This window comes from Winogradskyella sp. (assembly GCF_028289625.1).
GTDB lineage: Bacteria > Bacteroidota > Bacteroidia > Flavobacteriales > Flavobacteriaceae > Winogradskyella.
Map to the genome: position 1 here is coordinate 137,125 of NZ_JANQOM010000020.1, position 15,750 is coordinate 152,874.

The 15,750-nt window shown below is 37.8% G+C and carries 13 protein-coding genes; 9 read left to right on the forward strand and 4 right to left on the reverse strand.

Translation table 11 applies throughout. The features are described 5' to 3' along the window. Nucleotide 1 precedes the first annotated feature (1 nt). The 4 genes from Q0992_RS04710 (at nt 2) to Q0992_RS04725 (ending at nt 4,775) form a co-directional block, all read left to right on the forward strand. Nucleotides 2-1,894, forward strand: a complete 1,893-nt coding sequence (locus Q0992_RS04710) for a glycoside hydrolase family 2 protein (protein ID WP_299521153.1) — start codon at nt 2-4, stop codon at nt 1,892-1,894. Then, entirely contained in the window at nt 1,895-3,274 is a 1,380-nt protein-coding gene (locus Q0992_RS04715; protein ID WP_299521155.1) for a GntP family permease, read from the forward strand. Beyond that, nucleotides 3,271-4,470 (forward strand): glycerate kinase, encoded by a 1,200-nt coding sequence (locus tag Q0992_RS04720; protein ID WP_299521157.1) that lies wholly within the window; start codon nt 3,271-3,273, stop codon nt 4,468-4,470. Before Q0992_RS04715 ends, Q0992_RS04720 begins: the two co-directional genes overlap by 4 nt. Before the next feature lie 68 nt (nt 4,471-4,538). Further along, entirely contained in the window at nt 4,539-4,775 is a 237-nt protein-coding gene (locus Q0992_RS04725) for a hypothetical protein (RefSeq protein ID WP_299521159.1), read from the forward strand. Between the two features lie 112 nt (nt 4,776-4,887). Here Q0992_RS04725 and uxuA read toward each other — a convergent pair whose 3' ends face one another. The 3 genes from uxuA to Q0992_RS04740 form a co-directional block, all read right to left on the reverse strand. Continuing rightward, nucleotides 4,888-6,060, reverse strand: a complete 1,173-nt coding sequence (uxuA, locus tag Q0992_RS04730; RefSeq protein WP_299521208.1) for a mannonate dehydratase — start codon at nt 6,058-6,060, stop codon at nt 4,888-4,890. A gap of 68 nt (nt 6,061-6,128) precedes the next feature. Next, nucleotides 6,129-6,944, reverse strand: coding sequence for an SDR family oxidoreductase (locus tag Q0992_RS04735; protein ID WP_299521161.1), 816 nt, complete (start codon nt 6,942-6,944; stop codon nt 6,129-6,131). 5 nt (nt 6,945-6,949) lie between these two features. Further along, nucleotides 6,950-8,551 (reverse strand): UxaA family hydrolase, encoded by a 1,602-nt coding sequence (locus Q0992_RS04740; protein WP_367277942.1) that lies wholly within the window; start codon nt 8,549-8,551, stop codon nt 6,950-6,952. A gap of 207 nt (nt 8,552-8,758) precedes the next feature. Here Q0992_RS04740 and Q0992_RS04745 point away from each other — a divergent pair, with 207 nt between their 5' ends. From Q0992_RS04745 to Q0992_RS04765, 5 genes are read left to right on the forward strand one after another with little or no spacing between them, the layout of a single operon-like run. Beyond that, nucleotides 8,759-9,805, forward strand: coding sequence for a sugar kinase (locus tag Q0992_RS04745; RefSeq protein WP_299521163.1), 1,047 nt, complete (start codon nt 8,759-8,761; stop codon nt 9,803-9,805). A 9-nt stretch (nt 9,806-9,814) separates the two neighbouring features. Then, nucleotides 9,815-10,480: a bifunctional 4-hydroxy-2-oxoglutarate aldolase/2-dehydro-3-deoxy-phosphogluconate aldolase gene (locus Q0992_RS04750; protein ID WP_299521165.1), complete on the forward strand. Its 666-nt coding sequence runs from the start codon at nt 9,815-9,817 to the stop codon at nt 10,478-10,480. Between the two features lies 1 nt (nt 10,481). Then, nucleotides 10,482-11,462: a TRAP transporter substrate-binding protein gene (locus Q0992_RS04755; RefSeq protein ID WP_299521167.1), complete on the forward strand. Its 981-nt coding sequence runs from the start codon at nt 10,482-10,484 to the stop codon at nt 11,460-11,462. Beyond that, nucleotides 11,462-11,926 carry a TRAP transporter small permease gene (locus Q0992_RS04760; protein ID WP_299521168.1) on the forward strand — a complete coding sequence of 155 codons (465 nt, stop codon included), beginning with the start codon at nt 11,462-11,464 and terminating at the stop codon, nt 11,924-11,926. The genes Q0992_RS04755 and Q0992_RS04760 overlap by 1 nt, the downstream gene beginning before the upstream one ends. Before the next feature lie 4 nt (nt 11,927-11,930). After that, nucleotides 11,931-13,226 carry a TRAP transporter large permease gene (locus Q0992_RS04765; protein ID WP_299521170.1) on the forward strand — a complete coding sequence of 432 codons (1,296 nt, stop codon included), beginning with the start codon at nt 11,931-11,933 and terminating at the stop codon, nt 13,224-13,226. 191 nt (nt 13,227-13,417) lie between these two features. On the opposite strand, the gene Q0992_RS04770 is transcribed toward Q0992_RS04765, so the two are convergent. After that, nucleotides 13,418-14,866, reverse strand: coding sequence for a T9SS type A sorting domain-containing protein (locus Q0992_RS04770; RefSeq protein ID WP_299521172.1), 1,449 nt, complete (start codon nt 14,864-14,866; stop codon nt 13,418-13,420). Between the last annotated feature and the right edge of the window lie 884 nt (nt 14,867-15,750).

The following is a 15,750-nucleotide window of genomic DNA, read 5'->3' on the forward strand; positions in this document are numbered from 1 at the left end:
TATGAAAAAGATTTTAAAATTTCGTCTGAAGAGCGAATTAACGCAAGTAAACTTATTAAGTATATTACCTTGGCTTTTTGTTTTAAACTTAAATGCGCAATCTACACCACTGATTCAAAACATTCACAACCGTGATGCAACCTCACTCAACGGCCATTGGAAATTTGTAGTTGACCCTTATGAAACAGGCTATAGAAACCATCGGAATTGGCAACCTTTTGATAAAGTTGAAAGCACAAAAGCCAGTGCAAAACCCTACTGGACAGACCGTGTGGCAGAGTCACCAACAGATAGGGTTGAGTATAATTTTAATACCAGTGCCGAAATTTTAGTGCCTGGTGATTGGAACACTCAAAAACCAGAACTGTTTTACTACGAAGGAAGTGCTTGGTATCGCACAACTTTCGATTATAATTTACCTGAAAACAAAAAACTTATCCTTTATTTCGGTGGAGCCAACTACCAAACTGATGTCTATCTCAATGGCCAAAAAGTGGGCATGCATCTTGGTGGTTACGACCCTTTCAATTTTGACATTACCGAACTGCTTCAACCCGAAAATAATTCCTTGGTGGTTCGAGTTGATAACCGAAGGGAAGACAGTCGTGTGCCAGGGCTCACAAGCGATTGGTGGAATTATGGTGGCCTTACTCGAGAAGTAAAACTTGTGGAATTGCCCGAAACCTATATTCAGGATTATAGAATTCAACTAGACCCTAAAAATCCTGAAAATATTAAAGGTTTTATTAAATTGAATACCGGTGAGGCTGGACAAAACATAAATCTTTCCATACCTGAGATAAAACTTGAAAAGCAACTTGTCACTAATGCTGAAGGTAAAGCCGAACTTAGTATTTCTGCAAAAAAAATAAAGAAGTGGTATCCAGAGCGTCCAAAGTTATACGATGTAAAAATCACTACTTCAACGGATGCTATCACAGATAGAATAGGGTTTAGAACTATTGAAACCAAAGGTGCAGATATCCTTTTGAATGGTCAATCTATTTTTTTAAGAGGCATTTCCTTACACGAAGAAAACCCCATTCGTGGCGGTAGAGCTTATAGCAAAGCAGATGCAAGAACACTTTTTGGCTGGGCACAAGAACTTAACTGTAATTTTGTGCGTTTAGCACATTATCCGCATAACGAATACATGCCAAGATTAGCAGATGAATTAGGTATTTTATTATGGGAAGAAATTCCTGTCTATTGGGGCATTGATTATGAAAATCCAGTTGTGTTCAATCAAGCCAAAACACAGCTAGAAACCTTAATACAGCGCGATAAAAATCGCGCAAGTGTCATCATCTGGTCGCTTGCCAATGAAACACCAGAAGTACCGTCACGTCTTAACTTTCTGAGAAAGCTAAAATCTATTGCTTTGAATATTGACGACACACGTTTTATAAGTGCTGCTTTAGAGCGTGATGAAAAAAGCAAAGCGGATGTGGTTACCATTCCAGATCCGTTTGCAGAAGATGTAGATATTATTGCCTGTAACGAATACATTGGTTGGTATTCTGGCCTACCAGACCGTTGCGACGAAGTGTCTTGGGAATTACCTGATGATAAACCGTTTTTTATAAGTGAATTTGGAGGTGGTGCTTTGTATAACCATCGTGGAGATAAGTTAGAACGCTGGACAGAAGATTACCAAAAATACCTTTATGAAAGGCAAATTGCCATGCTGAAACGCATACCAACTTTACGTGGAAGTACACCTTGGATATTAATAGATTTTAGGTCGCCTCGTCGAAATTTACCTTTAATTCAAGACGGTTGGAATCGAAAAGGTTTAATCAGCAACGGTGGATTTAAAAAGGAAGCTTACTGGGTGCTTAAATCGTTTTATGACGAGATGGAAAAACAATACCCAGTAAATATCAAAGACTAAATGAATAGTGGTGTAGGACTTATAGTAGCTATAGTATTATCAATCATAGTGGTAGTCATAGCCAGTTCTCGCTTTAAACTTAACCCTTTTATCTCTTTAATTTTTGGATGCCTGGTTTTAGGTGTTCTCACAGTAATGCCTCTGGAAACATTATTGCAAAGCATTACTTCTGGTTTTGGGAATTTATTAGCATCAATAGGACTAATAGTTGTTTTTGGATGCATTATTGGAACCTATCTTGAAAAATCTGGAGGGGCAAATGCAATAGCCTGTCGAATAGCAGAATTGGTCAGTCAAAAAAAGACCTTACCAGCTGTCACACTACTTGGAGCAACCATAAGTATTCCAGTATTTTGTGATAGTGGTTTTATTTTGTTAAGTGGTATCACGCAAGATTTAGCAAAGGCAACTCAAAATAAAAAATCCGTATTAAGTCTTGGTCTCGCCAGTGGGTTGTACACCACTCATACACTTATACCACCCACACCAGGTCCGGTAGCAGCAGCAGGTAATCTCAATGCGATGGATGCCTTGGGGGTTGTTATCGTATTAGGTCTATTGGTGTCTATTCCAGTATTATTGGTGTCCATAGTTTTATCACGAAAATTTGGCTATAAACTAGAGACAGAGGATATGATTTTACCAGAGCAAGGGTACATGTCAAATATTCCAAAACTATATAAAGCGTTATTGCCATTGGTTTTGCCAATTCTGTTGATAGCCATAGGAAGTATCTTCCAATTATTAGGAGCTGTGCCAGAATGGTTGTCGTTTATTTGTAACCCAACAATAGCGCTTTTGGTTGGTGCAATTTTAGCAATGCTATTGCTTAGACCAAAAACTTTAGATATTAAGCAAGAATCTAAAGACATACAAAATAAAGCTACTCGTGTAAAAATGAATACCGAATGGTTTTCTCTAGCTTTAAAAACAGCAGGTCCAATTTTGATTATCACTGGAGCTGGTGGTGCATTTGGTGGTGTTTTAAAATCAACAGCTTTATCAACTGAAGTCGCTTCATGGTTAAGTTCGGGTACCTCAAGTAGTCTTATGTTGCTGATTTTTGTTTTTGGCCTAGCGGCAGTTCTTAAATCTGCACAGGGTAGTAGTACGAGTGCTATGATTATAACCTCTAGTATTCTTGCGCCATTATTACCCGTTCTAGGTTGGGAAACACCAATAGAGTTGGCATTAGCTGTACTTGCCATTGGTGGTGGCGCAATGACGGTAAGCCATCTTAACGACAGTTATTTTTGGGTGGTGAGTCAATTTTCTGGTATAAAAACCAAAGATGCCCTTAGAAGCTATACTTTTATAACAGGCGCACAGGGATTAACGGTTTTAGCAACAATTTTAATTTTAAGTTTAGTCTTAATTTGACCAAGTCCATAAACATACTCATTGCACCAGACAAAATGAAAGGTACGCTTTCCGCAAAGCAGATTTGCGATATTATTGAATATGTTGCATCAGAAAACAATTATGTTGATTCGAATGGTGATGCCATAAGGTTTAACTGCACTAGCCTACCACTTGCAGATGGTGGCGATGGTTCCTTGGATGTGCTTTGGGATATTTTAGAATTGGAAAAGATTAGCCTAGTGGTTAAAGGGTCGTTAATGAAACCCATATCATCATATTATGCAGTTGATAAAAAGAAAAATGCCTATATAGAAATGGCCGCAGCGGCTGGTCTGGTTCAAGTGCCACCAGAAAAACGAAACTGTATGTATACCACTAGCTATGGTTTTGGTGAGCTTATAAATCACGCCATTTCACATGGCATAAAAAAGGTGTATCTATTTCTTGGTGGTAGTGCAACTTGTGACGCTGGCGTTGGTATGGCAACAGCACTGGGATATAAATTTCTTGACAAAGAAGGTAAGCAGATACGGCCTTTTGGAGGGCAACTTTATAAGGTTGCTAAAATTGAGTCACCACTGAATTTGGAAAAACTAAAGCAAACCAAATTTATTACTTTGTACGATGTTAATAATCCTATACTAGGACCACAAGGTGCTGCACCAGTATTTGCGCCACAAAAAGGAGCCAATATTCAGGAAGTGAGAATTTTGGAGAATAGCTTAACCAACATTGTAGAACTATTAATAACTAACAACGATTCATTTGAAGATATAAGACCTACTAAAGACGATTTTCAAAATTTAGAACAGATGAAAGCTGGTGGAGCAGCTGGTGGAATGGGTCTAGGTACCTATGCTTTTTTAGGAGCACAGTTAAATCCAGGAACAGCTGAAATTATGAGATTAACAAAGTTTAGTGAAAAAATCAAAAATCAAAATGTTGTTATAACAGCTGAAGGACAAATAGATGCTAGTACCTTAAATGGAAAAGTACCCTATGGCGTTTGTAAAGAAGCACAAAAACTAAAAGTCCCGTGCTATATTTTAGGAGGATCCATAAAGCTAACTGAACCTGAAAAAAAGAATCTTGGTGCTACAAGTTATTATAGCTTGAGCGAAAGAGTTGGTAAGGAAAATGCAATATCGAAACCCGAAGAAGCACTCGCCAAAGTGGCACAATTAGTGTTGAATGATATCACAAAAAACACTTAATTTTTTTTGAGTTTAGAAAATACTTAAAAAAATTATGACGTGGAGATTCTGGTATTAAAATTTAAAGAATGAAAAGAAAAGACTTTTTAAGCACTGGTGCATTTGGCGCACTAGTTACGCTGTTTTTGGGTTATGCCACACAATGCCAACTAACACTTTGCACGGCTGCTTCTTGCATATTGTGGCTAGTATTTTTGTCTAGAAAGAGTACAGGAATACGCATGGACAAGCTTAAGCATAAGGCTTTAAAAACTGTTTTAAAGTTGAAAAGCACTATATCTATATACCTCAAGAGCCAGGTTTAGGTCTAATTCCAGAAGAAAAAGCCTTGGCAGAATTTCTTGATGATTAAAAATTGTAGGTAAATATGTTTATCCAAGTGTCATTATTTTCTAAACACCAATCAAGTCATAAGCCCTACCGTTCTAAATTAAATTGAATCCCCAATTCCAAACCTCGTAATTCGGCCAAACCTTTTAAACGTCCAATACTAGCATATCCAGGATTAGTTTTCTTATGTAAATCATCTAGCATTTGATGGCCATGGTCTGGGCGCACGGGTACAGGATATTTTTTTCCCCGTTGCATAAGAATGAGTTCCTTCATCACCTCAACCATTGGTACGTCACCTTCTAAGTGGTTTGCTTCGTGAAAGTTGCCAAATTCATCACGTTGTGTCGCACGCAGATGGATAAAATGAATACGGTCTTTAAACTGGCGAACCATTTTGGGTAAATCATTATCAGCACGAACACCAAATGAACCTGTGCAAAAGGTCAGGCCATTATTAGGGCTATCGGTTTCTGAAAAAATACGCTCAATATCCGATACTGTGCTTACAACCCGAGGTAAGCCAAAAATATCATAAGGTGGGTCATCAGGATGGATGCACATGTTAACACCAACCTCTTCACAAACTGGAATTATTTCATCTAAAAATAATTTCAGGTGAAGTGCCAAGCTTTTATGGTCAATATCAGCATACTCGTTTAATTTTTCTTGAAATTGCGCAATGGTATAGCCTTCCTCCGCACCAGGTAATCCTGCGATAATCGTTTTGGTCAATTCATCCTTTTGCGCATTGGTCATTGAATTGAATTTATCCTTTCCTACTTTAAGTTGTAATTTGGTGTAGTCTTTTTCAGCTTGTGGTCGCTGAAGGATATGGACATCAAAAGCCACTAAAGCAGCCATTTCAAAACGCAAGGCTTTGGCACCATTGGGCAGTTCAAAAGCCAAATCCGTGCGTGTCCAATCAAGGATTGGCATAAAATTATAACAGACCGTTTTAATGCCGGCCTCTGCCAGATTACGAATACATTGTTTATAAACCTCGATATATTCGTTGTAGTTTCCGCTACGTGTTTTGATATCCTCATGCACGGGAATGCTTTCCACCACGCTCCACCTAAGGCCTGCTACTTCAATTTCTTTCTTGCGTTTGTGGATTTTCTCAAAAGTCCATAAATTTCCATTAGGTACTTGGTGCAATGCGGACACCACACCTGTGGCTCCAGCTTGTCTGATGTCAGAAAGTGACACAGGGTCATTAGGGCCATACCAACGCATGGTTTGTTCTAGTTTTTTCATTCTATTTCCGTAAAAGCGAAAATCTCTTTCCACAATTCAACGTTTTGATTTCTTTTTCCACAATAAATTCATACACCAGAAAAGGCACTAAATCCGCCATCTACAGGCATCACAATTCCCGTGACAAATTTTGAGGCATCGCTGCATAAAAAGTGCATTGCACCTAGTAAATCATTTGGTTGTCCGAAGCGATTCATTGGTGTATTGTCTATGATGAGCTTCGCGCGGTCGGTATAGCTACCGCCTTCATTGGTTAATAAGGTTCTATTTTGTTCTGTTAAGAAAAAACCTGGGGCAATGGCATTAACACGAATACCCTCGCCATATTTTTGCGCAAATTCTACCGCCAACCATTGTGTTAGATTGTTTACGGCAGCTTTTGACGAACTGTAACCCATAACACGCGTCAGTGGCTTTTCGGCGCTCATACTTGATATATTGATAATATTTCCTTTTTTAGACGCAATAAAATGGGGTAGAAAAGCCTTAATTGTTAAGTAGGTTCCGATATAATTTAAATTAATAATGGTTCGCAAGGCGTCGGTATCACTATCTAGTAAGCTTTGCTCTGGTGTAATGGTCGCGCCATTCATGTTGCCGCCAGCGGCATTAACCAATACATCGATATTGCCATGTGCGTTTTTAATTTTCTGGGCAACGTTGATGCATGTTTTTTCATTAGTGACATCACAAGGATAGGCTTCAATTTTGAGTCCTTTTTCTGCCAATTGAGATTTCGTTGTATCTGCTTCTTCTTTAGTACGTCCTAAGACAATAATTTTGGCTCCATTTTGAGATAAATATGTAGCCCATTCACTTCCCAAAACGCCTGTACCACCAGTAATTACTATCTTTTTTTCTTTTAAACTAAATAATGAATTCATAATTTTTATAATGAAATGCCTCGTTTCCAAGGAATAAAATCGTTTTGTTCTAGTTGTTGTGCTTTGCTTTTTTTCTTCCCACTTGCAATATCGATAATAATTTCAAGAAGTTTGAGTGCACAATCCTCAATCGTTTTTTTACCTACAATGATGTCCCCAGCACTGTAATCAATGATATCTGGCATGCGTTCTGCCAATTGATTATTGCTACTTATCTTAATTACAGGTGCTACCGGATTTCCAGTGGGTGTACCCAATCCAGTAGTAAAGAGAATGATATTTGCGCCGCTGCCAGCAAGGCCTGTTGTACTTTCCACATCATTACCAGGTGTACACAACAGGTGTAAACCAGGTGTCTTGATTTGTTCGGTGTAATCCAGAACGCCAGAAATGGGCATAGTACCGCCTTTCTTGGCCGCACCTGCACTTTTCATAGCATCGGTTATGAGTCCGTCTTTTATATTTCCGGGTGAAGGATTCATATCAAAACCACTGCCAGCGGCTTCAGCACGATGGGCATAGTTGGTCATCAGTTTATCAAATTTGTGAACATCAGTTGCGTTTTTCATTCGTGCTTTGAGTTGCGACTCCACACCACATAGCTCGGGAAATTCTGCTAAAAGCGACGAACCGCCCAAACTTACAATAATATCACTTAGGTGACCTACAACAGGATTCGCCGAAATCCCAGAAAACCCATCGCTACCACCACATTCCAGACCAATTACTAACTTAGATAATGGTGCAGGTTGTCTTTCTGTTTTATTGACTTCCACTAAACTTCTAAAGGTTGTTGTTATGGCTTTGGTCAATAATTGTTCTTCACTACCCAATTGTTGTTGCTCAAAAATATGAACTGGCTTTTCGGTAGCTGGAAGTAATCTTTCAAGTGCCTTATTCAATAAACTAACTTGAGCATTTTGACAACCCAAGCTTAGAACAGTTGCCCCAGCAACATTAGGATTCGCAACATAACCAGCAATAAGCTGACACAAAATTTGAGCGTCCTCACGCGTGCCACCACAACCTGAATGATGGGTTAAGAATTTAATACCATCAATATTTTTAAAGTAGCGATTGTTTACAGTAGCCTGCTCGCTATTTTCTTTATTCATTAATGAACGTACTAAGGCCTTATAGTTATTTGGTTGTTTAAAACCTAATTCTTCAAGAAAAGCCTCTTCCATGATTTTAACGTTGCGATTTTCACAGAAAACCAAGGGTATGACTATCCAGATGTTTTGGGTGCCTACTTGGCCATCTTCTCTGTTGTAGCCCATAAACCTTAAATTCTTGAAATCATTGGTTTGAATTTTTTCGTTTTGAATTGCTGTAATAGAGTTCGTATGGTTTTCAGTATCATGGCTAACATTTCCTATTGACAGCGCTTGCCCAGACAAAATTGAGGTCTTGGCTCTGCCGACTTTTATGCCATACATAATGATGGCACTATCTTTTGAAATATCCTGTAGCGCAAACTTATGTTTGGGTATAATATCTTCCTTAATTCCCAACATTATGCCATCAACTGCTTCTATACTACCAGCATCAAGCATTTTTAATGCTACAGCACAATTATCATCGGTATGTAACTTTAAGGTATTCAAAATAAAATTTCAGAATGTAAATATATGCGCAATCGTTTGCACAAAGTAAACAAAAATTGTAGATTTGACCTCAATGAAATGGAATTTTTTTTGAAAAATGAATAAAATCTTGACGATATATTAGCCTTTTGACGACGGAAGGAGGTCAAAAAGTCAAACACATAAATAGAAAGAAAAAACTTAAAATAAGATATTACGATATTAAAAATGAAAAAAGTAGTAACTTTTGGTGAAATCATGCTACGGTTGGCACCTCCTGGATTTTTAAGATTCTCACAGACAAATACATTTGACGTCATTTATGGTGGTGGCGAATCTAATGTTGCTGTTTCTTTGGCAAACTATGGTATTCCAGTGAGCTTTGTAACACGCTTACCTAATAATGATTTGGGAAAATGCGCCATGATGGAATTGCGAAAACGTGGTGTAAATACTGACCAAGTTATTTGGGGCGGTGAACGTTTGGGTATTTATTTTTTAGAGACAGGTGCTGTGGCAAGAGGTAGTAAGGTGGTTTATGACCGTGCACACTCTGGTATGGCGACCATAGAAGAAGGCATGGTCGATTGGAATGCGGTGTTCAAGGATTGTCAATGGTTTCATTGGACTGGAATCACACCAGCCATCTCCCAAGGTGCTGCAGACGCTTGTTTGGAAGCTTGCAAAAAAGCTAGTGAAAAAGGCATTACCATTTCAACAGATTTGAATTATAGAGCTAAATTGTGGAACTATTGCGATGATGCACATCGTGAAAAAATCATGACAGAATTAACTGCTTATTGTGATGTTGTATTGGGAAATGAAGAAGATGCGGAAAAGCATTTTGGGATTCATCCAGAAGGATTGGATGTGCATAAACATGGACATGATGTAAGGGCAGAAGCATTTTTATCGGTGTGTCAGCAGATGATGGAAAAGTTCCCTAGAGCCAAAAAAGTCATTACAACATTAAGAGGTTCCATTTCCGCTTCTCACAATACTTGGGCTGGTGTACTTTATGATGGTAAAAAGATGTACGATACACGTCAATACCAGATTACGGATATTGTAGACCGTGTTGGAGGTGGTGATTCCTTTATGGGTGGCTTGATTTATGGGCTTATCACTTATGAAGGTAATGACCAAAAAGCTTTAGATTTTGCCGTTGCAGCCTCTTGCTTAAAGCATACAATTAAAGGAGACGCTAATCAAGTAAGCGTTGAAGAAGTAGAAAAGTTAATGGGAGGGGATGCTTCCGGTCGTGTAGCTAGATAAATTGAAATTATGAGTCGTTTTTCAAAAAAGGATATCGTACTTGCAATGGAAAAAACTGGAATGATTCCTGTATTTAATCATACGGATATTTCCATTGCCAAAAAAGTGCTTGATGCTAGTTATAAAGGTGGAGTGCGGGTATTTGAGTTCACCAATAGAGGTGCTAATGCCTTTCAGGTATTTAAAGCATTGAATAAGCATGCCTCACAATACAAGGATTTAGTTTTAGGTATTGGAACTATTTTTGATAAAGTCAGTGCAAAAGCTTTCTATGGCGCAGGAGCACAATTTATTGTTTCACCAGCTCTTATTCCTGAAATTGCAGAATATGCCAATACTAATACTATTATGTACATTCCGGGTTGTGGCTCGGTAACAGAAGTTTTTACAGCAACTCAACTGGGCTGTGAAGTCATTAAAGTATTTCCTGGAAACGTTTTAGGTCCAGAGTTTGTTAAAGCCACCAAAGCCGTATTGCCGCATATTAAAGTCATGCCAACAGGTGGTGTGGCGCCTACCCAAGAGAATCTTTCGGCATGGTTTAACGCTGGTGTTAGTTGTGTAGGTATGGGTTCGCAATTGTTTAAGACATCAGATTTTGAAGGCGATACCTTTATAGGTTTAATAAATAAGATTCAAGATACTTTGATGCTTATTAAAACTATCCGAAGTTAATATGGTTAATAGATTAAAGACCATGTTTATCGTATTGGTTGTGTCGATTTTTTTTGGTTGTGCCGAAGAGCAAAAGACTAAGGTTTTACGACTTGCTCATGGATTGGATACCAATCACCCTGTTCATAAAGCCATGGTTGAATTGGGTAAAAAGCTTGAGGATAAATCCAAGGGAAAATTGATTGTAAAACTCTATCCTAGTGGGCAATTAGGGGCAGAACGTGAGTGTTTGGAGTTGCTCCAAATCGGTAGTTTGGATATTACTAAAGTATCAGCGGCCGTTTTAGAAAATTTTGTTTCTGATTATAAAGTGTTAAGTATTCCTTATCTTTTTAGGGATAGACAGCATACTTACGATTTTTACGATAGTGCTATCGGTAGAAATTTGTTGCATAAAGGTGGTGATTATAGACTTATGGGCCTTTGTTATTACGATGCCGGAAGCCGAAGCTTTTATACCAAAACTAAAGCCATCAGTAGTCCAAAGGATTTAGAAGGTTTGAAAATCAGGGTTCAAAAAAGCAATATGGCTGTTGAAATGGTGAAACAACTTGGTGGAGCACCGACACCGATTTCTTGGGGTGAATTATATACGGCCTTACAGCAAGGCGTTGTGGATGGTGCGGAAAACAATTTGCCTAGTTTTTTCACCTCAAAGCACTACGAAGTGTGCAAGTATTACAGTTTTGATGAACACACTGCAGTACCTGATATTTTACTCATTGGGACTGAAAGTTGGAATAGGTTAAATGCTCAAGAACATCAATGGCTTCAAGAAGCAGCAGATGAATCTGCCATTATTCAACGTCAATTCTGGAAGCAAGCAGAGCAAGAAGCGCTTGAAACCATAAAAAAAGCTGGTGTTAAAGTAAACTATCCTGATAAGAACCCCTTTTCTGAAAAAACAGAAGCAATTATGGATATGTTCAAGGGTGATTCGGTTGCTCAAAAACTTATCCGCGATATTAAAAGTATAAATTAATGAGAAAAACGGTAGATACTTTTCTCGAACGCTTGTTGATATTAATCATCTTAATAATGTTGATTGCGGTGGTTTGGCAAGTGATATCGCGTTATGTGTTGGGTTCACCAAGTACGTTCACCGATGAGATTGCAAGTTATTCGTTAATATGGTTGGGTTTATTCGGTGCTGCTTATGCCACCGGGAAAGAACTTCATCTCGCTATTGACCTTATTCCTGAAAATACTATTGCTAAATCACCTCGGTTCTTCCATGGATTTGTTACATTTTTTGTAATTGTATTCGCTATTTTGGTAATGGTTGTTGGCGGTCTTAGGCTTTGTTGGTTAACATGGGCATTGGAACAAAAATCAGCTGTTCTTAAGATACCATTGGCTTTTGTTTATGTTGTCCTACCGATTAGTGGCTTTTTGATTGTCTACTATAGTTTTGATTCGTATAAACAAAAAATAAAAATGCTTTAGTGCTATGGATTATACGCAGGTACTCATATTAGTTTTAAGCTTTATTATTTTTCTGTCTTTACGCGTCCCTATTGCCTATAGCATTGGCTTAGCTGCCTTATTTACGCTTGTCGTTTCTTTGCCTTTGGTGCCTGCCTTGACTACACTAGCACAACGCATGGCCACCTCATTGGATAGCTTTGCTTTATTGGCTATTCCATTTTTTATTTTGGCAGGCCAAGTGATGAATCGCGGAGGCATTGCCACCCGTCTAATCGATTTTGCCAAGGCAGTTGTGGGCCCTTTGCCAGGTGGTTTGGCCTTTGTAAATATCATAGCCTGTATGTTGTTTGGTGCCATATCGGGTTCCGCAGTTGCTGCCGCTTCGGCCATTGGTGGTTTTATGAATCCCATGATGGAGAAGGAAGGTTATGATAAATCCTTTAGTGCCGCTGTGAATATTACTAGCGCAACAACTGGCCTCATTATACCACCGAGTAATATTCTCATTATTTATTCCTTGGCTAGTGGTGGTGTTTCTATAGCGGCCTTATTCCTTGCAGGTTATGTGCCAGGCATACTTATAGGATTGGCGTTGATGCTGGTGGCAGCTATTTATTCTTATATTAAAAAATATCCTACCGAAAAAAGTGTTGGGTTTAAAATATTCTTTAAACGATTTATAGCAGCATTTCCGAGTTTACTTTTATTGGTTATTGTTATCGGTGGTATTGTGGCGGGTATATTTACCGCAACAGAAGCTTCTGCAATTGCCGTGATTTACACCTTTGCGTTGGCTTTTGTTTACAAGGAAATAACCCTTAAAGATGTGCCTTCAATTTTGTTAGAAACCGTTAAGACCAATGCCATCGTGATGTTACTCATTGCAACTTCTGTGGCTATGTCTTGGGTGATGTCTTATGAAAGTATTCCTCAGGAAATTAGTGCTGGCCTGCTAGCCATAAGTGATAATCCTATTATCATTCTTATAATCATAAATCTCATTTTACTTTTTGTTGGTGTTTTTATGGACATGACGCCAGCTGTTTTAATTTTTACGCCCATTTTTTTGCCAATTGTCACGGATATTGGCATTGACCCGATTCATTTTGGTATTATCATGATTATGAACTTGTGTATTGGACTTTGCACACCACCTGTGGGATCCGTATTGTTTGTGGGATGTGGCGTGGCCAATCTTAGCATTCAAAAGGTAGTTAGACCACTTTTACCTTTGTTTTTAGTGATGATTGCCGTTTTAATCATTATTACCTATGCGCCAGACTTAAGCTTATGGCTACCGCGTGTTTTTGGATTTTAAAGACGTTAAATGACCTAGAGAATCATTTATAAATACAATTTGTAACAGGTAATTTATCTATAACTATTAAGTTTAAATCTTTAAATTGAAAAAGCTCAAGAACAAATTCACTTTTTTTATTCTTGAGCCTTGTTAATAGCTTTGCTATAATACATGTCCGCCGTTCTTATTGAACAACTATAAACTAGAGCCTATCTCTTAATGACCTTTAAGGTTTGAGTCGCATCCCCTGAGGACAATTGCAAGAAATAAATCCCTTGTTGAAATTGAGACATGTTTATTTTGTTTTCACCATTGACAAGAGATGAGTTTTCATAGACTTTACGACCCATGGTGTTGTATATTACCATGTTTGAGATTCGTGTTCCAGAATTAATAATCAACTCATCTACTACAGGATTTGGATAAACTTCAATATTTTCTATGTCAAAACCATTTACAGAAAGGGTTCGTGGTGTTCCGTCTAAATTAACAGTCCAACCCTCTGTCCAATCATTGCCATTTTGTACAGCGCCTACATAATTTACATCTGTAAAGAAAGCATCTAAAGCACCAGCTGCTGTACTATTGGTTGTGCTTGTGCCAACATAGGAATCAACGATGGAAAAGGAGTCTGTGGAATTATTATTTGTTGGTACATATGCACTATCTTCTGGGTTAAATGTTTCAGCAGAGCTATGAAAACCTGCACCGCCTGCACTAGTGGGGTCATTTTCAAAACTTGCAGAATTCCTGAAGAAGCTCACGCCATCCGTAACACCTTGCTCCGATCCGTTACTGAATCTTATACTTACGTCTACTCCTGTAACAGCGGTATTATATATTTGGGCAGTACTACCGTCTCTAATTCTAATTCCAATACCTTCAAAGGCAGCAGACGTATCGTTAAATGCAGGGCCTGTGATAGTTACATTAGAAAGCAAACCATTTCCCCCTCTACCTAGTATAGCTTCAGAACCTTCTAACATATTTACAACCCAAAATTGACCGCTTCCGTTCCAGTTATCGCCCCAACGGATACCCGCTTCTTGGTCAGTAGGATCAGTTGAAACTAAGTATTTAAAATTAATCGTTCCGTCATTTATTCTTATTCCATTGTCGCCAGGACGAAAAACTTGAATATACTCTGCCACAGTTTGGTCTCCAACGCTACTAAATTGAAATGCATCATCATCACTACCTGGGTACATTAACCTTACATATCTAATAGTACCCGAATTATCTGTACCGCCAGCACCATTTATTTGTATCCCACTCCACTGACCTCTAGCCGTATTTCCCGCTCCTTGCCCAGGCGCATTAGCTAGTGAGTTAAAAACTATAGGATTTGCAGCAGTACCTTGCCAGTTAACCAATCCTAATTGATTAACCTCTAGACGTGTGCCTGTTGTTTCAGCAAAAATTTGAGTGCCCTCAGTAATTGTAAGTGTTATATTTGGCGCAACTTCTACTATACCTTCGATAACCCATAACGAAGAATTATCAAGAGTTTCATCGACACTTATAGTCCCAGTTATTTTCTTAAATGCTTGGCCATTTATAACAACATCTTGTATGTTGTTTTGCGCAATTAAATAGGATTGGCCTACTAAAAGTAGAGCCATGCCTATCATAAGTTTAGAGAAGTAAAAATGCTTCATAATTTGAAAATATTTAGTTAAAAATTTAGTATTACTGTCTTTTTGCAATTCATAATAAACATACAATTAATGCAAACGATTGCACAAAAATAACAGATCAAAAGAGAATATGCAATTATTATTTATTTAAAAATGTTAATGCTTTATTAAGTATTATATGTATTTGGGATATAATAATTTGATAAATAATAATTTTAAACAAAAGTGCTTAGGGTATTTTAATAATTAGGTTGTAAAAAAACATAATAAATGCAAACGAATGCATTTTAAATATTTTGTGCAGCTAGCTTTAAAGGAGAACCAAATTATTCAAACAAAATTTGAGTAGTTGGGATTTAAGTAGTGTATGAGCAATGAATTCGATGTTTTTTAGGCCATAGCATTTGATGGAAATATCGGGAATTGAAATATGGGTAATGTAACCAATGTTTCTATTATGCTTGTTGGTGCAGACTTATCTGTTGCCAATTAGGGTGTGCTTTTAATTAGCTAGTTAGTAGATAATGAAGGTGTTCATGGTAATAGTTTAAACCATATTTCTTATGTAGAAAATAAACCTCTCTTAAATAAACTATTTAAAATTTTGGGTAGTACCACTACTACTTATAAAATAATAGCCATTAGGTATACAGAAAATTTAAGTATATATTGTTTTTGTATAGACTAGAATTAGCATCTTATTCTAGAAGACTAAGATTGAAACAAAATAATTGGGTGAAAAAGAAATTGAAAATAATTCAGGAACAAGTCTAGAGGGAATAAAGTACTGAATTATAACTTCTTCATTAATTAATAGCAGAAGAAGCGCAAAACTGTTGTGGTTTTAAAAAAGGGTAAGTTTTAAACCGACAGATGTGGAGCAACCTCCTTAAGAAATTGAGGAG